Raw genomic sequence first — 22,638 nt, 5'->3', positions numbered from 1 at the left:
CGCGGCTGCTTTACCGGAGGAGGTGAAATGGACGATTTTAAACCGGAAGATGAGTTAAAGCCTGATACCAGCGATCGCCGTCCACAGCGAGCGCGAAAAACGTCCTCTGCCCCTAAGGTGCCGGTATCACGCCAGCATCTGATGATGGGGGTAGGCGTGCTGGTGCTGCTGCTGATCGTGCTTGGCATCGGTTCAACGCTGAACTCGTCGGACAGCGGCGATAAAAAAGCCGCCCAGACGCCGGCCACCTCCGGCGGCAGCGATAAAAATATCGATCTGACCGGCTCTTCTTCCATGAGCGGACAGAGCGGCGCGCAGCAGCCTGGCGCTGATGCAAGCGCCTCTGGCGCGGGCGGGCAGCCTGCCGAGGGCTCAGCCGCATCCGGTAATGCACCTCAGGAACTGAGTGCCCCGCCGGTCGCCTCCACGCCGACCGAAGCGCAGCCCGTGCAGACCCCGGCGGGCCAACAGCGCGTCGAGCTGCCGGGCGATCTCAATAGCGCGCTCTCTAACCAGCAGAATCAGGTGGATGCGGCCAGCACGGATATGCAGGGCAGCTCGCTGCCGCTGGCACCGGCGACCGTTGCGGGCGGCGGCACTGCTGGCAAACCGGTCACCGCGCCGCAGACGTCTCAGCCTGCGCCTGCACGTTCGGCTACGCGTCAGCCTGCTGCGCCTCAGCAGCACACCAGACCCGCCACGCACAAACCTGCGGCGGCGAAACCGGTCGCGAAAGAGAGCCACAGCGCGCCGGTAGCCGCGCCTGCTGCGGTAACCGGCGGCAACTATACGTTGCAGCTGAGCAGCGCTTCGCGTCCCGATACGCTTAACGCCTGGGCGAAAAAGCAGAACCTGAGCGGCTATCACGTGTATAAAACCACGCGCAACGGCCAGCCCTGGTACGTACTGGTAAGCGGCGCTTACGCCACGCCGGCAGATGCAAAACGCGCGGTAGCTTCGCTGCCGTCAGAGGTGCAGGCGAAAAACCCCTGGGTGAAACCTGTCAGCCAGGTGAAAAAAGAGTCAGCAAATTAACGGCTATTGAGCCTGACGATGTTCTCTGCCAGCCCGCGTTATGCGGGCTGGTAATTTAAAGCGCAGATATGCTGTCGGTGTAACCGCAGCCAGAAGAGTAAGTGTAATAAAACGACGGCATGAAAAAAAATCGCGCTTTTTTAAAATGGGCGGGCGGCAAGTTCCCGCTGCTTAACGATATCCAGCGTCACCTGCCGGAAGGGGATTGCCTGATTGAACCCTTCGTTGGCGCAGGGTCCGTATTCCTCAATACGCATTTCTCGCGCTACGTGCTGGCGGATATCAACAAAGATTTGATCAACCTGTACAACGTGGTAAGAGATCGCGTGGACGAGTTTGTGGCGGATGCCAGCCAGCTGTTCACGACCGAAAGCAACGACGCTGAGTTCTACTACGCTCGCCGGCTGGAGTTTAATCGATCTACTGATGCCTGGCGCCGCAGCGTGCTGTTTTTGTACCTTAACCGCCACTGCTACAATGGACTGTGCCGCTACAATTTAAGCGGCGAGTTTAACGTACCTTTTGGCCGCTACCGCAAACCCTATTTTCCTCAGGATGAGCTGTACTGGTTCTCCGAGCGGTCGCAAAACGCCACCTTTATCTGCGAATCATACGCTGATACGCTGGGTCGGGCGGAGCCGGGATCGGTGGTCTACTGCGATCCGCCCTATGCGCCGCTGTCGGCCACGGCAAATTTCACCGCTTACCACACCAACAGCTTTAGCCTGGCGCAGCAGCAGCACCTGGCGGAGCTGGCGGAGAAGCTGGCGCGTGAAAGCCGTATTCCGGTACTGATCTCCAATCACGATACGCCGCTGACCCGCGAGTGGTATCAGGCCGCGCAGCTGCATCAGATTAAAGCTCGTCGCTCGATCAGCCGCAGCGGCAGCGGGCGTTTGCAGGTCAACGAGCTGCTGGCGCTGTTTAGCAGCGACTGATCCTCAACAGCACTACGTGCCTGTCGCCAGGCGCGCTAAATTGGGAGAAATGGATGAAAAAGTTTTTGCTCGCTCCGTCAATTCTGTCTGCAGACTTTGCTCGCCTGGGCGAAGACACGGCCAAAGCGCTGGCTGCCGGTGGCGATGTCGTGCATTTCGACGTCATGGATAATCACTACGTGCCCAATCTGACTATGGGGCCGATGGTGCTGAAAGCGCTGCGTGATTACGGCATTACCGCCCCGATCGATGTGCACCTGATGGTGAAACCGGTCGATCGCCTGATCCCCGATTTTGCCAAGGCTGGCGCCAGCTATATCACCTTCCACCCGGAAGCGTCCGAGCATGTTGACCGCACGCTACAGCTGATCAGAGAGCATGGCTGTAAAGCAGGGCTGGTGTTTAACCCGGCCACGTCGCTCAGCTATCTGGACTACGTTATGGACAAAATCGACGTGGTGCTGATCATGTCCGTTAACCCGGGCTTCGGCGGTCAGTCGTTTATTCCCGGCACGCTGGACAAGCTGCGCCAGGCCCGTAAGCTAATCGACCAAAGCGGCTACGATATTCGCCTGGAAGTGGACGGCGGCGTGAAGACAGAAAACATCGGCGAAATCGCCGCGGCCGGCGCCGATATGTTCGTGGCCGGATCCGCTATTTTCAATCAGCCTGACTATAAAAAAGTCATTGATGATATGCGCACGGAACTGGAGAAATCTCGTCATGGCTCATTTCACTGATATTCGCGCGCTGGCGTTCGATCTTGACGGCACGCTGACCGACAGCGCGCCGGGCCTGACCAGCGCGGTAGACGCCGCTTTGCAGTCGCTCAACCTTCCGGCGGCGGGTCTGGCGCGCGTCTCCACCTGGATTGGCAACGGCGCGGACGTGCTGATTGAACGCGCGCTGACCTGGGCGCTGGGACACGCGCCGGAAAGCGATCTGCTGCGCGACGCGCGGGTGCTGCTTGATAAGCATTATGCTGTCGTTGTCGAAAGCGGCAGTAAACTCTTCCCCGGCGTGAAAGAAGGCCTGCAAAAACTGGCGGCCACCGGGATGCCGATGGCTATCGTGACCAACAAGCCGACGCCGTTTGTCGCGCCTTTGCTGGCCTCGCTCGGCATTGACGACTGCTTTTCGCTGATTATCGGCGGCGACGACGTGACGGCGAAAAAACCGCATCCGGCCCCGCTGTTTCTGGTGCTGGGCAAGTTTGGCCTGCTGCCCGGCGAACTGCTGTTCGTGGGCGATTCCCGCAACGATATTCAGGCGGCGAAAGCGGCGGGCACGCCCTGCGTAGGGCTGACCTACGGCTATAACTACGGCGAGCCGATTGCGAGCAGCCAGCCGACGCTGGTGCTTGACCATTTTAACGATTTGTTGCCCGCATTAGGGCTGTAACGACCAGGACGAAAAAGATGAAACCCATCGTATTTAGCGGCGCGCAGCCTTCCGGCGAACTGACCATCGGTAACTATATGGGAGCGTTGCGTCAGTGGGTCAGCATGCAGGACGACTACAACTGCATTTACTGCATTGTCGATCTTCATGCCATTACGGTACGTCAGGATCCGGCTGCGCTGCGTAAAGCGACCCTGGATACGCTGGCGCTCTATCTGGCCTGCGGCATCGATCCCCAGAAAAGCACTATCTTCGTGCAGTCGCACGTGCCGGAGCACACGCAGCTGAGCTGGATCCTGAACTGCTATACCTATTTCGGCGAGCTGAGCCGCATGACGCAGTTCAAGGACAAATCCGCACGCTATGAAGAGAATATCAACGCGGGCCTGTTCGATTATCCGGTGCTGATGGCGGCGGATATCCTGCTTTACCAGACCACGCAGGTGCCCGTTGGCGAAGATCAGAAGCAGCATCTGGAGCTGAGCCGCGACGTGGCCGCGCGTTTCAATGCGCTCTATGGCGATGTGTTTAAGGTGCCGGAGCCGTTTATTCCGAAATCCGGCGCGCGCGTCATGTCGCTGCTGGAGCCGACCAAAAAGATGTCCAAGTCGGACGATAACCGCAACAACGTGATCGGCCTGCTGGAAGATCCGAAGTCGGTGGTCAAGAAGATCAAGCGCGCCATGACCGATGGCGACGAGCCGCCGGTCGTGCGCTATGACGTAAAAAACAAAGCGGGCGTTTCTAACCTGTTGGATATCCTGTCCGGCGTGACCGGCACCAGCATTCCCGATCTGGAAAAGCAGTTTGAAGGCCAGATGTATGGGCACCTGAAAGGCGCGGTAGCCGATGCGGTTTCCGGGATGCTGAGCGAGCTGCAGGAGCGCTATCATCGTTATCGCAATGATGAGGCTTTCCTGGAGCAGGTTATGCGTGACGGCGCGGTGAAAGCTCGCGCTCAGGCGCAGGAAACGCTGAAAAAAGTCTACGAAGCCGTAGGCTTTGTCGCCCAGCCGTAACGGCTAACCTGAACGGCGCCCTTGAAAGTCAGTCCGGGGCGCCGTTTTTTATGGGCTGGCTAAAACCAGCGCAGCGGCTCGCGTAAGGCCACCACCCGACCGATGATAATCAACGACGGGCTTTGCGCCTGCGTGGCCAGCTCGGCCAGCTCGCTCAGCTGCCCTGCCACAACGCGTTGTCGGGTCGAGGTGCCGTTTTCCACCAGCGCCACCGGCATCCCGCCGCTCATACCGTGCGCCAGCAGCTGCCGCTGGATCTCCGCCGCCTGCGTCAGACCCATATAGAACACCAGCGTCTGCCGCTCCGCCGCCAGGTTTTGCCAGTCCAGCTCACCGTTTTTCTGCACGTGGCCGGTCACCAGCCGCACGCTCTGCGCATAATCGCGATGGGTAAGCGGGATGCCGCTGTAGGCCGAGCAGCCCGACGCGGCGGTAATGCCCGGCACCACGGAAAAAGGAATGCCCGATCCGGACAGCGCCTCCAGCTCTTCCGCGCCGCGCCCAAAAATAAAGGGATCGCCGCCTTTCAGCCGCACCACGCGTTTTCCCTGGCCCGCCTGCTCCAGCAGGATTTGATTGATGGCCTCCTGGGGTACGCAGTGATAGCCCGCGCGTTTACCGACGAAGATCCTTTCCGCATCGCGCCTGACCAGCTCCAGCACCTCTTCAGATACCAGCCTGTCGTAAACCACCACGTCCGCCTGCTGGATCTGCTGTAGCCCTTTCAGCGTCAGCAGGCCCGCGTCGCCTGGCCCGGCGCCGACCAGCACCACTTCGCCCTGTTGCGCCAGCGGCTCGTTAAACAGCGCTTCCGTCAGCTTTTCCGCCTGCTTATCGTCCCCGTTGGCGAGCGTTTGCGCCAGCCGGTCGTGGTGGAACAGTTTTTCCCAGAAGCGCCTGCGCTGCCCGGCTTCGTTGAAGGTTGATTTTACCCGTGGTCGTAACGCGCCCGCCCACGCGGCAACTTTGCCCAAATGCTGCGGCAGCAGCGCTTCGATTTTTTCCCGCAGCAGGCGAGCCATCACCGGCGCGTCGCCAGCGCTGGAAATGGCAATCATCAGCGGCGAACGATCGACCACGGAAGGCATGATGGCGCTGGCCTGGGCAGGCGCGTCCACCACGTTGCAGAACATCTGCCGGGCGCTGGCGTAGTCGCTGACCTGCTGATTGACCTCATGACTGTCCGTCGCCGCTATTGCCAGCCAGCAGCCGTCAAGGTGTTCAGGGCTGAAGCGCGCTTCCCGCAGCGTCAGCTTCCCGGCCTGCTGCCATTCGTAAAAGGGGGAGGAAAAATGCGTGGCGCAGACGCGGACATCCGCCCCAGCCTTCAGCAGCAGCCGCGCTTTGCGCTCGGCCACGGCGCCGCCGCCGACCAGCAGGACGGTCTTATGGCGCAGGTCGCAAAAAAGAGGAAACCAGTTCACAGGAGGCTCGCAATAAAAAAGGGCCGCAATGCGCGGCCGTGAAAAAGAGAGAAGGGCTTATATCGCCACTTCCACCATGCCGTCGCGGACTCTGGCGGGCCAGGCGGGGATCGAGCGGCTCTCATCCTCCATACAGAGGCCGTCGCTCAGGCGAAAACGCTGCTTCTTCAGCGGGCTGGCAACCCACAGGCTTTGCTGGTGCTCGGCAATCAGGCCACGTGAGAGCACGCTGGCCTGGGCAAAGGGATCGATATTGCTCAGGGCGAACACCGCTTCATCGGCGCGAGGGCGAAACAGGGCAACCTGTTCTCCCGCCACCAGCGCACAAACGCCGGTGGCGGGCTGAATACTTTCTAAAGGGCAAACGCTATGCCACTGGCTCATGGCTGTTCCTCCATAACAACGGGAATACGCTCTTCGGGCCGCGCGGGCCGGTGCTGCTGACGCTCCGGCACGCTCTGCACCAGCGGGTCGCGGCTGTCGCTGTTGATAAAGTGGCGGAAGCGGGCAAGCCGCTCCGGTTGCGCAAGGGTTGCCTGCCACTCACAGACGAAGCGCTCGCGCAGGCGGGCCAGGTCGGCCTCCAGCTGCGCGTTGAGGCCCAGCTTGTCGTGGATAATGACCTGGCGCAGATAGTCGATGCCGCCGTCCAGGCTCTCCAGCCACAGCGAGGTGCGCTGCAATTTATCGGCGGTGCGGATATAAAACAGCATAAAGCGATCCAGATAGCGGATAAGCGTGTCCCGATCCAGATCCGCCGCCAGCAGATCGCCGTGGCGCGGCTTCATACCGCCGTTGCCGCAGACGTAAAGGTTCCAGCCTTTTTCCGTAGCGATGATGCCGACATCTTTGCTTTGCGCTTCCGAGCATTCACGGGTGCAGCCCGACACGCCAAATTTCATCTTGTGCGGCGTGCGGATGCCCTTGTAGCGGTTTTCCAGCTCCACGCCCAGCCCCACAGAGTCGCCGACGCCGAAGCGGCACCAGCTGCTGCCCACGCAGGTTTTCGCCATGCGCAGCGCTTTGGCGTAGGCGTGGCCGGTTTCAAAACCGGCTTCGATCAGCGTCTGCCAGATGGCGGGCAGATCGTCTTTCTGCGCGCCGAACAGACCGATGCGCTGCGAGCCGGTGATCTTGGTGTAAAGGCCGTAGCGGCTGGCAACCTCGCCAATGGCTATCAGCCCGGCTGGGGTGATCTCGCCGCCCGCAGAGCGCGGGATCACGGAGTAGGTGCCGTCTTTCTGAATATTGCCAAGAAAGCTGTCGTTGCTGTCCTGCAAAGGCACCAGCGAAGGCTGGAGGGCATAATCGTTCCAGCACGAGGCAAGTAATGACGCTACCGTGGGTTTACAGACCTCGCAGCCATAGCCCTGGCCATATTTGCTAAGCAGCTGCTCAAAGGTTTGGATCTCTTCCACGCGGATCAGGTGATACAGCTCCTGGCGGGAATAGTGAAAGTGTTCGCAAAGGTGGCTGTTAACTTCAATGCCCTGGCGGCTCAGCTCGGCGTTCAGCACCTGGGTCATCAGCGGCACGCAGCCGCCGCAGCCGGTGCCGGCTTTGGTTTCCGCCTTCAGCGCCGCCACGGTATGGCAGCCGTTGTGGATCGCCAGCACCAGGTCGCCTTTGGTGACGTCAAAGCAGGAACAGATTTGCGCCGTTTCCGGCAGCGAATCCACGCCCAGCGCCGGTTTGCTTCCCGCATGGGCGGGCAGGATCAGCGTGTCGGGGTTGTCCGGCAGTTCGATGCCGTTAAGCATCAGCTGCAGCAGATTGCCGTAGTCGCTGGTATCGCCCACCAGCACCGCGCCCAGCAGCTTTTTATTGTCCGCGCTGACCACCAGACGCTTATAGACCTCTTTGTTTTCATCCAGGTAGAGATAGCTGCGCGCGCCTTCCGTCCGGCCGTGCGCATCGCCGATACCGCCGACGTCCACGCCCAGCAGCTTGAGCTTCGCGCTCATATCCGCGCCGGTAAAGGCGTTCTCCCGACCCAGCAGGCTGTCTGCCGTAACCTGCGCCATTTTGTAGCCCGGCGCCACCAGGCCATACACGCGTTCCTGCCAGGCGGCGCATTCGCCAATGGCGTAAATATCTGCATCCGTAGTGCGGCAGCTGTCGTCAATCACTACGCCGCCGCGCGGGCCAATGGCAAGGCCGGCTTCTCTGGCGAGACGATCCTGCGGGCGAATGCCGGTGGAAAACACGATAAAATCGACCGCCAGCTGGCTTTCATCCGCAAACTGCAGGATTTTTCCGCCTGACGGGCCGTCAATAATCTGTCGGGTATTTTTGCTGGTATGAACGGCAACGCCCATTCCTTCGATTTTTTTCCGCAGCAGCTTTCCGCCCAGCGGATCGAGCTGTTCCGCCATCAGCACGGGCGCGAACTCCACCACGTGCGTTTCCATGCCCAGATTTTTCAGCGCGCCGGCGGCCTCCAGCCCCAGCAGACCGCCGCCGATCACCGCGCCGCTACGGCTGTTACGGGCGCAGGCTTCGATTGCGTCCAGATCGTCCAGCGTACGATAAACAAAGCAGCTGTTCCCGTCGGCGCCTGCAATTGGCGGCACCCAGGGATAAGAGCCGGTCGCCAGCACCAGCTTATCGTAACTCACCGCGCGGCCCTGGTCGGAATACACCACCTTTTCCTGGCGGTCGATTGTTAAGGCCTTTTCACCAGTTAGCACGCTTATTTTATGCTTTTCGCAGAAGCCTTCCGCCACCAGCGAAAGGGCCTCGGCGCTGTGATGGGTGAAATAAGCGGAGAGATGCACGCGATCGTAAGCCACGCGAGGCTCTTCGCAAAAAACCGTGATGTCGAACTGCTCCGGCGTGGCCTTTTCGGCCAGCTCTTCCAGCAGGCGATGCCCTACCATGCCGTTGCCAATAATAACGAGTCGGGTGCGCATTTGTGCCTCACATTACAAAATAATGCCGCTACAATAGCGCGCAAAACTCCAGGGTTATTGATGTATATCAAGCCAGTTTTTAAATACCCCTTTATGGGTAGAGTGATGATTTTTAAGCTTTTTTAAGTAAGTTATGGATTTTACTGGTATTGCTCCCGTCTCGCTCCGCCACAAAGGATGGTATGGTTAAAAAAACCACCGACGTTCAGGAGCGTGTTTATGCAGGCTATTCCATTAAAAAGCATTCACCATGTGCGATTGCCGTGGCGTGAGGGACTCTGGCAGATTGCTATCCGCGACGGCAAAATCGCCACGATCTCGCCCCAGTCGCACGGCGCCGCGCCGGAAGGATCGCTGGATGCGGAGGGCGGGCTGGCTTTTCCGCCTTTTATTGAGCCGCATATCCATCTTGATACCACCCAGACCGCAGGCGAACCGGCCTGGAATGAATCCGGTACGCTGTTTGAAGGCATTGAGCGCTGGGCAGAGCGCAAAGCGGTGTTGGAGCATGAAGATGTCAAAACCCGCGCGCGGCAGACGCTCAAATGGCAGATCGCCAACGGTATCCAGCATGTGCGCACGCACGTAGACGTGTCCGATCCCTCGCTTACCGCGCTGCGGGCCATGCTGGAAGTGAAAAGCGAGATGGCACCCTGGGTCGATATCCAGATCGTCGCGTTTCCGCAGGAGGGCATTCTCTCGTACCCCGATGGCGAAGCCCTGCTGGAAGAGGCGCTGCGGCTGGGCGCGGACGTGGTTGGCGCTATCCCGCATTTTGAATTTACGCGCGAGTATGGCGTGGAGTCGCTGCATAAAACTTTCGCGCTGGCGCAGAAGTATCAGCGCATGATTGACGTGCACTGCGACGAAATCGACGACGAACAGTCGCGCTTTGTGGAAACCGTCGCCGCGCTGGCGCTGCGCGAGAAAATGGGCGCCCGCGTCACCGCCAGCCATACCACGGCGATGCACTCTTATAACGGCGCTTATACCTCGCGTCTGTTTCGGCTGCTGAAGCTTTCCGGCATTAATTTTGTCGCCAATCCGCTGGTGAATATCCATCTTCAGGGACGCTTCGACAGCTATCCCAAACGGCGCGGCGTAACGCGGGTAAAAGAGATGCTGGAGGCGGAGATCAACGTCTGCTTTGGCCACGATGACGTTTTCGATCCCTGGTATCCGCTCGGCACCGCCAATATGCTTCAGGTGCTGCATATGGGGATGCATGTTTGTCAGCTGATGGGGTATGGCCAGCTGGATGAAGGCATTAAGCTGATTACGCATAACAGCGCCAGAACCCTACAGCTGCAGGATTACGGCATTCAGAGCGGCAACAGCGCCAACCTGATTATCCTGCCTGCGGAGAACGGTTTTGATGCGCTGCGGCGTCAGGTGCCGACGCGTTATTCGATCCGTCAGGGAAGGGTGATTGCACAAACGCAGCCTGCGGCGAGCACAATTTATTTAGCGAAGAGCGAAAAAGTGGATTTTCGGCGCTAATAAAAAAGGCCGGTTTCCCGGCCTTTCCCGTTAGTGCGAGGACATATGCCCGTGCAGCTTGTGTTTGCTGACGAAGCCCAGCAGCAGGCACATCACGAACACCACCGCGTACAGCATGTTAGCGGTAGAGAGCGCCGCGTGAGCGCCGTGCTTATCCACAATCGGGCCGGTGACCACGAAAGTCAGCATGGTGCCAACGGTGCCGCAGGTCAGAATAAAGTTCACCAGCTTTGGCGAAGAGACTTTAGTCTGGAGCGATCCCAGCGTAATGATGGTGGTGTAGATGGCGCTGGAGAAGAAGCCCAGGCTCATCATGATCCACTTCAGCATGCTGGCGTCGCTGCTGCTGATAAACCAGTACATCAGCGCCGTCGCCAGCAGCGCCAGTACGGTGACGATGCGCTGCGGATCGAAGAAGCGCAGAATGGCGCTGAACGCCCACATGCCGATCATATAGGCGGTCCAGAAGTTGCCGACCAGCGCGCCAGCCTGGGTCAGATCCATGCCCATGGTTTTTGTGGCGTACAGCGGCACCCAGCCGATAAAGCCAAGCTGGCCGAGGATGTAGCAGAGCGCGGCGACAGACAGGAACAGCACGCCGATGCCCCATTTCTCTTTTTCCACGTTCTGAACGGCGGCTTTTTTGCCCAACACGGGAAACTCAAAGCAGAGCGCCAGCACAAAAATAGCCAGGTAGATCACGCCGATACAGACATAAACCCAGTACCACGGCAGCGAACGCGCCAGCAGCGCGGCGGCGATAATGGGAAAAATAGTGCCCGCCATGCTGAAGAAGGAGTCGGTAAACAGCAGGCGCGAACCGCGCTGACGGCCTTCGTACAGATGGGTGATCAGGAAAGTACCAATCGACATGGTGATGCCGCTGACCACGCCCAACACGAACATACAGAGCGAGAAGACGCTCAGCGAGTGGCTGGTCATTAGCCCCAGTATGGCGAGCACCATCAGCACGAAGCCGAAAATCAGCTGTCGGCGCAGAGGAATGATTTCCATCAGCCAGGCGTTAAGAAACACGGCGACTAAAATGCCGGCGTTCAGGAAGGTGAAGGTGTTGCTCATCTGCGCAACTGGCAGATGAAAATAGTCAGCAATATTCTCCAATACCATACCGGTGACGATTACTACCGCGCCGGTTAGCGCATAGGAGAAAAAGCTGATCCAGGTAAGCCCGATTCGATCGCGATTAGTCATAGTTGTGGCCCGTGGAGTCAAGAATTGTGAGGCTGGACGCTCACGCTAAGCGCGGGCAGTTTAGCTGGATTCGTGATCTGCTTAAATAAATAATGCAAGTTTCCCCAGCGATTTCAGGATATTCGTGATGAATATCACCGTTTTTTGCCTGGCGAAAGCGTTTGCGTCGGCCCGGCACGCGTAAAAATAGGTAAAACGCTGGCGCAGGGATAAGCGCCTCTTTACAATCAGCTTTCGGCCTGTAGCCCTTAAGTAAGGAATCTTTTATGTTAAAACGTACTTTGACAGCGGTCGCCACCGTGTTTGCGTTATCTACGCTCTCTGCTTCTGCCCTGGCGGCAAAAGGAGATACGCACGTGCTGCTGACCACCTCTGCTGGCAATATTGAGCTGGAACTCAATAATCAAAAGGCCCCGATTTCCACGAAGAACTTTGTTGATTACGTCAACAATGGCTTCTACAACAACACCGTTTTCCATCGCGTGATCCCGGGCTTTATGGTGCAGGGCGGCGGCTTTACCGCCGATATGCAGCAGAAACCTGCCGCCGCGCCGATTAAAAACGAAGCGGATAACGGCCTGCTGAACAAGCGCGGCACCATCTCCATGGCCCGCACCGCCGATAAAGACAGCGCTACCAGCCAGTTCTTTCTCAATGTAGCGGACAACGCTTTCCTGGATCACGGCCAGCGTGACTTTGGCTATGCCGTCTTTGGCAAAGTGGTGAAAGGCCAGGAAGTGGTGGATAAAATCGCTCAGGTGCCGACCCAGAATATGGGGCCATACCAGAACGTGCCGGTTAAACCTGTCGTGATCCTTTCCGCAAAAATCCTGCCTTAACGCTCCGGTCGGGGGATTGCTGCTGATAATCAGCTAAGCTTTTAGCAGCAATTACCCCTTCAAGGAGAACTCATGTCCAGAAAGCTCACCGACAAGCAAAAAAATACGCTCTGGCAGCAGCGTCTGCCGACCAACTTCCTGGCGAGCTTTTTATTAACGGGTTCCCTGCCCGAACTGGGCACGCGCAATCCGGGTCTGCCTCATCTGCGCGCCATGCACCGCGCGCTTTTTCAGGATGTGCTGGAGGAGGCGGGCGAGCTGCGCGAAGTCGATATCGCCATCGGCGACACGCCCTGCTGCCACTTTGAATACATCGAGAAAGAAGGCAACGCGCTGATGCAGGCGCTGGAAGAAGAGAACGGTCTGGCCGATCTGCCGCTGGATCGCATGGCGGAAAGGCTCGCCTGGTACTACTGCGAGCTGACCGTGCTGCATCCTTTTCTGCGCGGCAACGGACGCGCCCAGCGGCTTTTTTTCGAACAGCTGATTATCCATGCCGGTTGCGACATTCAATGGAGCCTGATCGACAGCGAAAGCTGGCAGGCGGCCGTTAAGGCAAGCTTGGCGGGCGACTTATCGCTGCTGGAAGCCGCTTTCGGCAAAGTCATCAACGAGCGGGACGAAAACGCGTAGAATAGCGGCGTTTCTTTTTTCCCGGAGCTTGTATGCTGCTGCTGATCGATAATTATGACTCTTTTACCTGGAACCTTTATCAATATTTTTGTGAAGCAGGCGCAGATGTTCACGTCAGACGTAACGACGAGCTGACGCTGGCGCAAATAAGCGAGCTAAAGCCTGAACATCTGGTGATTTCGCCGGGGCCGTGCACGCCCAACGAGGCGGGCATCTCGCTGGAGGCTATCCGGGCCTTCGCCGGAAAAATCCCGGTGCTTGGCGTTTGTCTGGGGCATCAGGCGATAGCACAGGCTTTTGGCGCGCGTATTGTGCGGGCGCGTGAGGTAATGCACGGTAAAACCTCGCTGATTGAGCATAATAACAGCGGCGTTTTTAACGGCCTGAATCATCCGCTACGGGTAACGCGCTATCATTCGCTAATCGTCGAGGCTGCCTCGCTCCCCGCCGATTTTGAGGTGACGGCCTGGTCGCTGCGCGACGGCGAGAAGGACGAGATCATGGGCGTGCGGCATCGTGATTTGCCGCTGGAAGGCGTGCAGTTTCATCCGGAAAGTATCCTCAGCGAGCAGGGGCATCAGCTGCTGAAGAATTTCCTCAGGCAATAAATTTGATTGCCTTAAAGTGATTTTTTATGCATATTTTGTGATTATAATTTCAGTGGCTCTGTAACGTAAAAAGATGAGGTTGGCAATGGCAGCGGATAAATTAGCGGTAACGCGCTCGACGTTTGATGAAGTGATTTTGCCTGTTTATGCACCAGCGCAGTTTGTGCCGGTTAAGGGAAAAGGCAGCCGCGTCTGGGATCAGCAGGGTAAAGAGTACGTCGACTTTTCCGGCGGTATCGCCGTTACCGCGCTGGGCCACTGTCATCCGGCGCTGGTGGAAGCGCTGAAAACGCAGGGTGAAACCCTGTGGCACACCAGCAACGTCTTCACCAACGAACCCGCGCTGCGCCTGGCCAGCAAGCTGATTACCGCCACCTTCGCCGAACGCGTGTTCTTCGCTAACTCCGGCGCGGAAGCCAACGAGGCGGCCTTTAAGCTGGCTCGTTATTACGCGACTAAACGCCATTCGCCTTTTAAAAGCAAAATTATCGCGTTTCATAACGCCTTCCACGGCCGCACGCTGTTTACCGTTTCCGTCGGCGGCCAGCCGAAATATTCCGACGGCTTTGGCCCTAAACCGGCGGACATCGTCCACGTGCCGTTTAACGATCTTAACGCGGTAAAAGCGGTTATCGACGACCATACCTGCGCCATCGTGGTGGAACCTATCCAGGGCGAAGGCGGCGTGATGCCGGCTACTCAGGCGTTTATGCAGGGGCTGCGCGAGCTGTGCGACCAGCATCAGGCGCTGCTGGTGCTGGATGAGGTACAGAGCGGCATGGGCCGCAGCGGCAAGCTGTTTGCGTATGAACACTACGGCGTCCAGCCCGATATTCTGACCACCGCCAAAGCGCTGGGCGGCGGCTTTCCGGTCAGCGCCATGCTGACCACCAACGAGATCGCCTCGGTGATGGCGCCCGGCGTGCACGGCACCACCTATGGCGGCAACCCGCTGGCCTGCGCGGTAGCGGAAGCGGCGCTGGATATCATCAATACGCAAGAAGTGCTGAACGGTGTAGAGGCGCGCCGCGAACAGTTTGTCGCCGCGCTGAAAGCGCTGGACGCGCAGCTGGATCTGTTCAGCGACATTCGCGGCAAAGGCCTGCTGATTGGCGCGGCGCTGAAGCCGCAGCATGCCGGTAAAGCGCGCGATATTCTGAACGCCGCCGCCGCCGAAGGCGTAATGATCCTCAATGCCGGGACGGACGTGATCCGTTTTGCGCCGTCGCTGGTCATTGAACCGACCGATATCGAAGAGGGCATGAACCGCTTCGCCACCGCCGTGAAAAAACTGCTGGCTTAACTCGTCAGGCCGGAAGCCTCGCGCTTCCGGCTAAACAGGCGCGTCGTCTGCACCAGGCCGCTTACACGCGCCGAAAAACTTCTGCTCAGCATCATCAGGCTGATTTCCGTAAATGGCGCGACAGCCAGCGGCCATGATGAGGTCGGCTGCTCCAGGCCAACGAAGAAATAGTGTGCATCACGCCAAGATGTTCCAGAATGCGCTTTATGTGCCTTTCCATCACCGTGGTCGCGCCCTGCTGAAAGGGCGTATCCGTCTCCAGCACGTTGTTTGTGGAACTCGGCCCGTCATACTCCAGCCGCTGCTGGCAGCGCTGTAGCGCAATTTCGCACGCCTGTAGATAGCGCTCGGCCAGCTGCGGCGTCAGCATGGTATGTTCACGCGCTAAAATGGTCATGGCGTTGATATGCTCAACGATAAACTGACTGTGCGTAACCCAAAGCTTCATATCGGCCAGGTAGCGGGCGTCGAAACCCGGCTCCTGCATCGCCTGGTTCAGCGAGTTAAACAGCGCGTTGTGCGCCTGGTTAACGCGCATACGCTGCCAGGCAAGCTTCTGCGGACTCTCTTCGTCCCCCAGCAGTTTCTGGAGCGCTTCCTGATAGGTTTCCAGCGCGTCGTGCGCATTCTGCCGCAGCAGGCCGCTTTGCCACTGCGGCCACAGCCAGATCATCCCGGCAAAGGCGATCAGGCAGCCCATCAGCGTATCCAGCAGGCGCGGCAGCAGAAAGTCGGCGCCGTTCAGCGACAGCAGCTGAAGCGAATATACCGCCGTCACGGTAAAGCCGATCGTCGCCAGGCCGTAATATTTGCGGATCACCAGATAGCCCGCCAGCGTCAGCGTCAGCATCACCAGCAGCACAGCCGATTCCGGCACCTGAAAGCGTAGCGTCAGCGCGGCCACCACCAGCCCGCCCAGCGTGCCCAGCGCACGGTGCTGAATACGTACCCTGGTCGCGCTGTAGCCGTTCTGGCTGACAAACATCACCGTCATCAGCAGCCAGTAAGGCTTGGGCAGATTAAACGAGAGCGCCAGGGTGCTGGCGAAAGCGAGCATAACCGCAAACCTGGCGGCGGTGCGCAGCGCGGCGGATTTCAGCGACAGATAGCTTCTGATGGCAGATAGCAGCGGCAGTCGTTTCTGACGATCCGCCATCAGATCGCGCTGGTAAAGCGGACGCTGGGTACGCAGCACGCGGGCGATACGGCTGAAATGCCAGGCGCAAAAGTTGCCGACCGGGTTGGCGGGATGCTGGCGGGCAATTTTTTCCAGCGCCTGCAGCTGTTTATCCATGCTGAAACGTGTCGGCAGACGGTGATAGAGAATATCGTCCGCCAGCTCGCGCAGCCTGGCCGCAATGGTCTGCGCGTTCCAGCGGATCACCGCCTCGGCATGGCTCTGCTCCACCAGTTTCTGCACCTCTTCCGGCTGATGCAGGCTGACGGCGATATGCTCCTGCAAATCCAGCGCAACCTGAAAAGCGCGGGTCAACCGCTTATGGTGATTATCGTTGCTGGCGGCCAGCATGTGCATTTGCTGATAGCAGGTATTGATAAGGTCGACCGCTTTTTGCTGGCGAGCCAGCAGCGGCGGCAGCGTTTTTTCCGGGTCGGCAAGCTGCGTCAGCAGGCTGTATTTGGCCTCGCAGTAGCCGGCCAGCTCGCGATAAAGCAGGCTGAGCGTTTCCCGCATCGGCTGCTCTTTCCACAGCCAGAACCAGAACCAGTTAAAGAGGCCGTACCAGACCGTGCCCAGGATATAAAGCGACGGCGGCTGCCAGATGGGCATCCGACCGGCCAGGCTCAGGGTAAAGATGCCGGCAATCAGCGCGCCGGGCAGCAGTCTGCCGTGCAGCGGGCTGATTTCGCCGGTCACGCCCAGCAGCATGGCCATGGAAAACAGGATAATGGGCAGGGGAACGGCATAGTCGCCAAGATACTGCACCAGAAAGCTGCTGAAGGCGAAAAGGCCGCCGCCAATCAGCAGACGTTTAAAGAAGCGTTTATGGGGCGTATCCAGACCGGCGATATTGCAGCAGGCCGGCACCAGCGAGAACAGCAGGCCGTTTTGCAAATTGCCCAGCAGCCAGCCGACGGCGACGGGCAGGCAAAGCACCAGCGTCTGCCGCAGGGCGTAGTTAACTTCGGGATGGTAGATGAGTCGGCGCCACATTGCTTTGTACCCGCTGAAAAGGCGCAACGAAGGCATTGCGCCATGCAATCAGAGCGGTTTAGCGTGTACCGTAGACCACGATGGTTTTACCGTGTGCGGAGATCAGATTCTGATCTTCCAGCATCTTCAGAATACGGCCGACGGTTTCGCGCGAGCAGCCGACGATCTGGCCAATCTCCTGGCGGGTAATTTTGATCTGCATCCCATCCGGGTGGGTCATAGCGTCCGGCTGTTTGGCCAGATTCAATAGCGTTTGCGCGATGCGACCTGTCACATCGAGGAAAGCTAAATTGCCCACTTTCTCGGAGGTAACCTGCAGGCGGCGCGCCATCTGTGAAGAGAGACGCATCAGAATATCCGGGTTGACCTGGATCAGCTGGCGAAACTTCTTATAGGAGATTTCCGCCACTTCACAGGCCGTTTTTGCCCGCACCCATGCGCTGCGCTCCTGGCCTTCTTCAAACAGGCCAAGCTCGCCGATAAAATCGCCCTGGTTAAGGTAAGACAGGATCATCTCTTTACCTTCTTCATCCTTGATGAGCACCGCTACCGCGCCTTTGACGATGTAGTAAAGGGTTTCTGCTTTCTCACCCTGGTGGATCAGCGTGCTTTTGGATGGATACTTATGAATATGGCAATGTGACAGGAACCATTCAAGTGTCGGGTCTGTTTGCGGTTTGCCGAGAACCATTCGCTGTTATCCTCTGTTGTTATCGTGCCTAAATACAGGGGCAGAGTTCCCTGACAGGCGTTGAAATAGTCAAGCGCTTCCCATGCAGGAAAGTTATTCGGCTCTCTGTTGAGTGCCGGGCTCGTTATGTCGTCCCGTTTCGTCTGGTCTGTAGAGTACTGACGAAATACAGCCTTGTTTGTAGCACAGCTTTGCATGGGTGTCTTCTGTTGTCTCGCTTCAGCATAGCGGGAAATCTGCCGCGCTGCTGTTTTAGTTGCCTTAAGCCGACCGCGGCTTAACTAAATGAATTAGAGGAGTTTGTTATGCAAGCGAGCGTCAAATGGGTGGAAGGACTGACCTTTTTGGGAGGATCCTCATCGGGCCATCAGATCGTGATGGACGGCAACGCGGGCGATAAAGCGCCCAGCCCGATGGAAATGCTGCTGATGGCGGCAGGCGGCTGTAGCGCGGCGGAAGTGGTTGCCATTCTGCAAAAAGGGCGTTTTACGGTTGAAAACTGCGAGGTGAAGCTGACGTCAGCCCGACGCGAGAAGCCGCCGCGCCTGTTTACCCGCATCAACCTGCATTTTATTGTCAGCGGCAGCGGGCTGACGGATAAGGCGCTGGCGCGCGCGGTCAGCCTTGCGGTCGGAAAATATTGCCCGGTCGCGCTGATGCTGGGTAAGGGCGTGACTCTTACCCATAGCCATGAGATGGGCGTTACTTGATAGCTTTGCCTTCCATCAGGCGCTTGACCAGCGGCCCCATAATCAGCTCCATCGCCAGGCCCATTTTGCCGCCCGGCACCACCAGCGTGTTGATATGGGAGATAAAAGAGCCTTGCAGCATCGCCAGCAGATAGGGGAAGTCAATCTGTTCCAGCGCCTGGAAATGGATAACCACGAAGCTCTCGTCGAGCGAAGGAATGCCGCGCGCGGCAAAAGGGTTGGACGTATCCACGGTAGGGACACGCTGAAAGTTAATATGGGTGCGGGAAAATTGTGGCGTAATGAAGTTAATATAATCGTCCATTGAGCGCACCACGGAATCCATCACCGCCTCGCGTGAATGACCGCGTTCGCTGGTATCGCGGATCATTTTTTGGATCCACTCCAGGTTGACGATAGGCACCACGCCCACCAGCAGATCGACATGCTGCGAGACATTGTTCTGCGGCGTCACCACGCCGCCGTGCAGCCCTTCGTAAAACAGCACGTCGGTGGGTTCCGGCAGCGGCTGCCACGGCGTAAAAGTGCCGGGCACCTGGTTCCAGGGCACCGCTTCGTCATAGGTGTGCAGATATTTTCTGGACTGGCCGCTGCCGCTGCGGCCATATTCCGCGAAGGTTTGCTCCAGCAGCGAAAAATCGTTGGCCTCCGGGCCGAAATAGCTGATATGGCGGCCCATATCGCGCGCTTTGCGGATTGCCATATCCATTTCGGGACGGGTATAGCGATGGAAGCTGTCGCCTTCCACTTCCGCCGCGTGCAGGTTCAGCTGCTGAAAAATTTTGCGGAAGGCCAGGCTGGTGGTGGTGGTGCCCGCGCCGCTGGAACCGGTCACGGCAATCACTGGATGTATGGCGGACATAAACGAGTTTCCTGTGAACGTTATTCCGCCATTGTTATCACGTTTTGCTATAGCCTGTCATCTTCTGCCCAAGGGTGAGCGCGCGGCAGAGGTTATGCAATAAAGCCAAGCGCGAACAGCGGTTTAGCCATCAGGAAAACGAGATCGCCGTCTTCCGACTAGCCAAGCGGTAAGAAGAACACGGCGTCGCCGATAGGCTTTTGCCCCCTCAGCGGGAGGCGTTAACGGATCTGGCCTTTAGGCATGATATTGACCGTCTCGTGCAGCTCTGACCAGACCAGCACCGCCTCGCCGTTTGTCAGCTGACGACGAACGTCATTGACTTTTTGCTCCAGCGAGCGCTCCTGCTCGCCATAGTCGGTGCCTTCCCGCAGCACGAAGGCTTCAATCAGGTTAGCGAGCGTGTCCGGGTCCAGTTCTTTCCAGGGAATAATCATCGTTGTCCAGCCAGGTTGAAAGCCATTGCGGTATACGCTGCTCCAGCCACATTTGCGGCCTGCGCAGCGTTCCCCCCACGAATCCCACATGTCCGCCGTGCTGCGTCAGCTGATACGTTACGCAATCGGGCAGCCTGTCGGTTGCAGGAATGACCTCGTCGGTCATAAAGGGATCGTCTTTAGCATGAATAATCAGCAGAGGTTTACGCACGCCGGAAAGCAGCGGCAGCGCGCTACAGCGGCGATAGTAATCCGTCGCGTCCACAAAACCGTGCGCTCTGGCAGTAATGGCGTCGTCAAACTCCCTGAGTCTCTTAAGCGCCTTAAGCTGCGTCAGATCGACAGGCAGCGTGCCGGGCCAGGCGTGCAGTTTGCGGGTGGCGTTCTGCTTCAGCAAGTTTAGCAGGTAGCGCTGATAGACACGCGAGAATCCCTGCTCCAGCCGCTGGCTGCAGGGTTCCAGCATCAGCGGCGCGGAAACGATAACGCCGGCATCCAGCAAACAGCTGTCGCCCTGTTGGCCCATCAGGCAGCCCAGCATATTACCGCCAAGCGAAAAGCCCACGGCAGCGGTCGCCACCGTTCCCCAGGTTTCCCGTAGCCAGCGTAAAAAATAGCTGGCGTCTTCGGTTTCGCCCGAATGATAAATGCGCTCCAGACGGTTCGGTTCGCCGCCGCAGCCGCGAAAATGCATCACTACCCCCAGCCAGCCGCGCTGTCGACAGGCCTGCAAAAGCCCGTGCGCGTAAGGGCTGTGAAAGCTGCCCTCAAGGCCATGAAAAAGCACCACGCGCGGCTTGTGGCTCGCCTGCGCCGGATCTTCGCTCCAGGCAAGATCGACAAAATCACTGTCCGGCAGCGTCAGGCGCTGCCAGTGCGGCTGCAAAGCGATACGGCGACGGACCAGGCGCGGCAGGATGGTTTGCAAATGCGCGTTGCTCATGCCCGCCAGTGGACGAAAAGTATTTTCCAGCGACCCGTCAAAATTCATCTTCAAAAGGCTTCCCGGATCCTTGTCATACTGTTAGCTTCGATAAGTTTGTTGTTAAGTGGGGTGAGGAGCGCCCGTTTCATATGGAACTGAAACTGTTTTTGTCGATGCTGGGTTTTTTGTGGGTCGCTGCGATCACGCCAGGCCCTAATAATATGTTACTCACCGCCTCGGGCGCCAACTTTGGTTTTCTGCGTTCGCTGTGGCTGCTGATCGGCATCATGATCGGGATGCAGGTCATGCTGCTGCTGGTCGCGTTCGGTATTGGCGGCCTGATCCTGCTTTATCCTGCTTTGCATCTGGTGTTGAAAATCGCCGGGAGCGTCTATCTGCTGTGGCTGGCGTGGAAAATCGCCACGGCGAAATATGAGCGGCTGGATACCGGCACTCTCCCCACAGCGCCAATGCCGTTCTGGCAGGGCGGCCTGCTACAGCTGATCAATCCCAAAGCCTGGCTGATGGCGCTGGGCGCGGTCGCCAGCTTCAGCCTGGGCGGTGAGGCTTATCGGGGATCGGTAATGGCTATCAGCTTTGCGATGGCGCTGGTCAACCTGGTTTCCGGCCTGATCTGGCTTGGCTTTGGCACGCTGATTGGCCGCCTGCTGCGCAGCCGTCGCGCCTGGACGCTGTTCAATATGGCGATGGGCGTGCTGACAGCGGCCTGCGTGCTGCTTATCTGGCGCTAAGCAGAGTGCCTGGCGAACGTCGCTTCGGGCAAAGTGCTTTCCCCATTCTCAATTCGTAAGCAGCGGGCGCCGTTGCGGCGGGTTTTCGAACCCGCTACTTACGCTGCTGCCAGCCTCTGACGTCTTAAAGGCAATCCCACTCTCCGGCATTAAAATCCTGTTTTTCTTCTAAGGACTTATCGTTATAACCGATAATTTTTTATTACTTTATCGCGGCAAGCGCTCTCGGTTACAAAGGCGTTGTTCACTTTTATAACAATAACGACTGGAGCAAAGCATGGCGCATAAATTTACTCTTTCACTGCTGGCCTTCAGCCTTTCTTTTTCGGCGCTGAGCGCACAGGCTTTGGACGTTACCGTGGCGTATCAGACCTCGGCAGAACCGGCCAAAGTGGCCCAGGCCGATGACGCTTTTGCCAAAGCCAGCGGCGCAAAAGTGGACTGGCGCAAGTTTGACAGCGGCTCCAGCGTGGTCAGAGCGCTGGCTTCGGGCGATGTGCAAATCGGCAATATCGGCTCCAGCCCGCTTGCCGTAGCGGCCAGCCAGCAGGTGCCGATTGAGGTGTTTCTGCTGGCGTCGCAGCTCGGCAGTTCCGAAGCGCTGGTGGTGAAGAAAAGCATCAAGGATCCCAAAGATTTGATCGGCAAACGTATCGCCGTGCCTTTTATCTCCACCACTCACTACAGCCTGCTGGCCGCGCTTAAGCACTGGGGCATCAAGCCGGGCCAGGTGCAAATCGTCAATCTTCAGCCGCCCGCGATTATCGCTGCCTGGCAACGTGGCGACATTGACGGCGCCTACGTCTGGGCGCCGGCGGTGAACGAGCTGGAGAAGGAAGGAAAGGTACTGACCGACTCCGCGCAGGTCGGCAAGTGGGGCGCGCCAACGCTGGACGTCTGGGTTGTGCGTAAAGATTTCGCGCAGCAGCATCCTGAAGTGGTCACCGCTTTCGCCCGTAGCGCGCTGGAGGCGCAAAAAGCCTACCTCGACAGCCCTGAGCAGTGGCTGAAAGATGACAATCACCTCAACAAACTGTCGCGTCTGAGCGGCGTGCCGACACAGCAGGTGCCGGGGCTGGTAAAAGGCAACACTTACCTGACGGCGCAGCAGCAGGTTGAACAGCTGGGCCAGCCGGTCGATAAGGCTATCGGCGATACCGCACAGTTTTTAAAAGAGCAGGGCAAAGTGCCGCAGGTTGCCAGCGATTACAGCGGCTTTGTCACCAACCGCTTTGTTAAAAATCTTACGCAGTAAGGAGCCGCC

Annotated in this window: 22 protein-coding genes; 13 read left to right on the top strand and 9 right to left on the bottom strand. The window is 58.3% G+C overall.

The genetic code is table 11. The features are described from left to right. The first annotated feature begins 27 nt into the window (after positions 1-27). The 5 genes from ACA373_RS18470 (at position 28) to trpS (ending at position 4,393) form a co-directional block, all read left to right on the top strand. Positions 28-1,035, top strand: a complete 1,008-nt coding sequence (locus tag ACA373_RS18470; protein WP_301251834.1) for an SPOR domain-containing protein — start codon at positions 28-30, stop codon at positions 1,033-1,035. A 119-nt stretch (positions 1,036-1,154) separates the two neighbouring features. Continuing rightward, entirely contained in the window at positions 1,155-1,973 is an 819-nt protein-coding gene (dam, locus tag ACA373_RS18465) for an adenine-specific DNA-methyltransferase (protein ID WP_301730900.1), read from the top strand. Between the two features lie 53 nt (positions 1,974-2,026). Further along, complete coding sequence (gene rpe / locus ACA373_RS18460; protein ID WP_125289868.1) at positions 2,027-2,713, top strand: ribulose-phosphate 3-epimerase; 687 nt, start codon at positions 2,027-2,029, stop codon at positions 2,711-2,713. Beyond that, positions 2,697-3,374, top strand: coding sequence for a phosphoglycolate phosphatase (locus ACA373_RS18455; protein WP_253457655.1), 678 nt, complete (start codon positions 2,697-2,699; stop codon positions 3,372-3,374). Before rpe ends, ACA373_RS18455 begins: the two co-directional genes overlap by 17 nt. A gap of 17 nt (positions 3,375-3,391) precedes the next feature. Beyond that, complete coding sequence (trpS, locus tag ACA373_RS18450; protein ID WP_125289866.1) at positions 3,392-4,393, top strand: tryptophan--tRNA ligase; 1,002 nt, start codon at positions 3,392-3,394, stop codon at positions 4,391-4,393. Positions 4,394-4,452: 59 nt separating this feature from the next. On the opposite strand, the gene cysG is transcribed toward trpS, so the two are convergent. The 3 genes from cysG to nirB are packed head-to-tail and all read right to left on the bottom strand — an operon-like array spanning position 4,453 to position 8,729. Continuing rightward, a complete protein-coding gene (gene cysG, locus ACA373_RS18445) occupies positions 4,453-5,817 on the bottom strand; it encodes a siroheme synthase CysG (protein ID WP_369896187.1) in 1,365 nt (454 codons plus the stop codon). A gap of 57 nt (positions 5,818-5,874) precedes the next feature. After that, on the bottom strand, positions 5,875-6,201 hold the full coding sequence (nirD, locus tag ACA373_RS18440; protein WP_253457664.1) for a nitrite reductase small subunit NirD: 327 nt from the start codon (positions 6,199-6,201) through the stop codon (positions 5,875-5,877). Continuing rightward, entirely contained in the window at positions 6,198-8,729 is a 2,532-nt protein-coding gene (gene nirB, locus ACA373_RS18435) for a nitrite reductase large subunit NirB (RefSeq protein WP_370734933.1), read from the bottom strand. Before nirB ends, nirD begins: the two co-directional genes overlap by 4 nt. A gap of 219 nt (positions 8,730-8,948) precedes the next feature. Here nirB and ACA373_RS18430 point away from each other — a divergent pair, with 219 nt between their 5' ends. Further along, on the top strand, positions 8,949-10,229 hold the full coding sequence (locus tag ACA373_RS18430; protein WP_370734932.1) for a cytosine deaminase: 1,281 nt from the start codon (positions 8,949-8,951) through the stop codon (positions 10,227-10,229). Between the two features lie 30 nt (positions 10,230-10,259). On the opposite strand, the gene tsgA is transcribed toward ACA373_RS18430, so the two are convergent. Further along, the gene (gene tsgA, locus ACA373_RS18425) at positions 10,260-11,441 is read right to left on the bottom strand and encodes an MFS transporter TsgA (RefSeq protein WP_253457673.1); all 1,182 of its coding nucleotides are present in this window, start codon (positions 11,439-11,441) and stop codon (positions 10,260-10,262) included. A 266-nt stretch (positions 11,442-11,707) separates the two neighbouring features. Between tsgA and ppiA the strand changes: the two genes are divergently transcribed. The 4 genes from ppiA to ACA373_RS18405 all read left to right on the top strand — a co-directional run bounded on the left by ppiA (position 11,708) and on the right by ACA373_RS18405 (position 14,824). Further along, entirely contained in the window at positions 11,708-12,280 is a 573-nt protein-coding gene (gene ppiA, locus ACA373_RS18420) for a peptidylprolyl isomerase A (RefSeq protein WP_370734931.1), read from the top strand. 72 nt (positions 12,281-12,352) lie between these two features. After that, positions 12,353-12,913 carry a putative adenosine monophosphate-protein transferase Fic gene (locus tag ACA373_RS18415; RefSeq protein WP_370734930.1) on the top strand — a complete coding sequence of 187 codons (561 nt, stop codon included), beginning with the start codon at positions 12,353-12,355 and terminating at the stop codon, positions 12,911-12,913. A gap of 32 nt (positions 12,914-12,945) precedes the next feature. Next, the gene (locus ACA373_RS18410; protein WP_253457682.1) at positions 12,946-13,521 is read left to right on the top strand and encodes an aminodeoxychorismate synthase component II; all 576 of its coding nucleotides are present in this window, start codon (positions 12,946-12,948) and stop codon (positions 13,519-13,521) included. Positions 13,522-13,606: 85 nt separating this feature from the next. Continuing rightward, the gene (locus ACA373_RS18405) at positions 13,607-14,824 is read left to right on the top strand and encodes an aspartate aminotransferase family protein (protein WP_301730895.1); all 1,218 of its coding nucleotides are present in this window, start codon (positions 13,607-13,609) and stop codon (positions 14,822-14,824) included. Between the two features lie 94 nt (positions 14,825-14,918). Here the strand turns inward: ACA373_RS18405 and ACA373_RS18400 are convergent, their stop codons facing one another. Together ACA373_RS18400 and crp are read right to left on the bottom strand one after the other, a co-directional pair. Continuing rightward, positions 14,919-16,997: a YccS/YhfK family putative transporter gene (locus ACA373_RS18400; RefSeq protein WP_253457687.1), complete on the bottom strand. Its 2,079-nt coding sequence runs from the start codon at positions 16,995-16,997 to the stop codon at positions 14,919-14,921. Positions 16,998-17,055: 58 nt separating this feature from the next. Further along, complete coding sequence (crp, locus tag ACA373_RS18395; protein ID WP_017803012.1) at positions 17,056-17,688, bottom strand: cAMP-activated global transcriptional regulator CRP; 633 nt, start codon at positions 17,686-17,688, stop codon at positions 17,056-17,058. A 305-nt stretch (positions 17,689-17,993) separates the two neighbouring features. Here crp and ACA373_RS18390 point away from each other — a divergent pair, with 305 nt between their 5' ends. Continuing rightward, entirely contained in the window at positions 17,994-18,398 is a 405-nt protein-coding gene (locus ACA373_RS18390) for an OsmC family protein (protein WP_370734929.1), read from the top strand. Here ACA373_RS18390 and ACA373_RS18385 read toward each other — a convergent pair. From ACA373_RS18385 to ACA373_RS18375, 3 genes are all read right to left on the bottom strand, one after another. Further along, positions 18,391-19,260, bottom strand: a complete 870-nt coding sequence (locus ACA373_RS18385; RefSeq protein ID WP_125289852.1) for a phosphoribulokinase — start codon at positions 19,258-19,260, stop codon at positions 18,391-18,393. The genes ACA373_RS18390 and ACA373_RS18385 overlap by 8 nt on opposite strands. A 221-nt stretch (positions 19,261-19,481) precedes the next feature. Further along, a complete protein-coding gene (locus ACA373_RS18380) occupies positions 19,482-19,697 on the bottom strand; it encodes a YheU family protein (protein WP_253457694.1) in 216 nt (71 codons plus the stop codon). Next, the gene (locus tag ACA373_RS18375) at positions 19,654-20,688 is read right to left on the bottom strand and encodes a hydrolase (RefSeq protein WP_301251899.1); all 1,035 of its coding nucleotides are present in this window, start codon (positions 20,686-20,688) and stop codon (positions 19,654-19,656) included. Before ACA373_RS18375 ends, ACA373_RS18380 begins: the two co-directional genes overlap by 44 nt. Before the next feature lie 83 nt (positions 20,689-20,771). Between ACA373_RS18375 and ACA373_RS18370 the strand changes: the two genes are divergently transcribed. Both ACA373_RS18370 and tauA read left to right on the top strand, forming a co-directional pair. Continuing rightward, positions 20,772-21,374, top strand: coding sequence for a LysE family translocator (locus ACA373_RS18370; RefSeq protein ID WP_301730892.1), 603 nt, complete (start codon positions 20,772-20,774; stop codon positions 21,372-21,374). A 277-nt stretch (positions 21,375-21,651) separates the two neighbouring features. Beyond that, positions 21,652-22,629: a taurine ABC transporter substrate-binding protein gene (gene tauA / locus ACA373_RS18365; RefSeq protein WP_253457700.1), complete on the top strand. Its 978-nt coding sequence runs from the start codon at positions 21,652-21,654 to the stop codon at positions 22,627-22,629. Positions 22,630-22,638 lie beyond the last annotated feature (9 nt).

The sequence above is a fragment of the Erwinia sp. STN24 genome (genome assembly GCF_041320675.1).
GTDB lineage: Bacteria > Pseudomonadota > Gammaproteobacteria > Enterobacterales > Enterobacteriaceae > Erwinia > Erwinia aeris.
The sequence above is the reverse complement of the archived record's forward strand: the minus strand, read 5'-3'. Positions and strand labels throughout refer to the sequence as shown.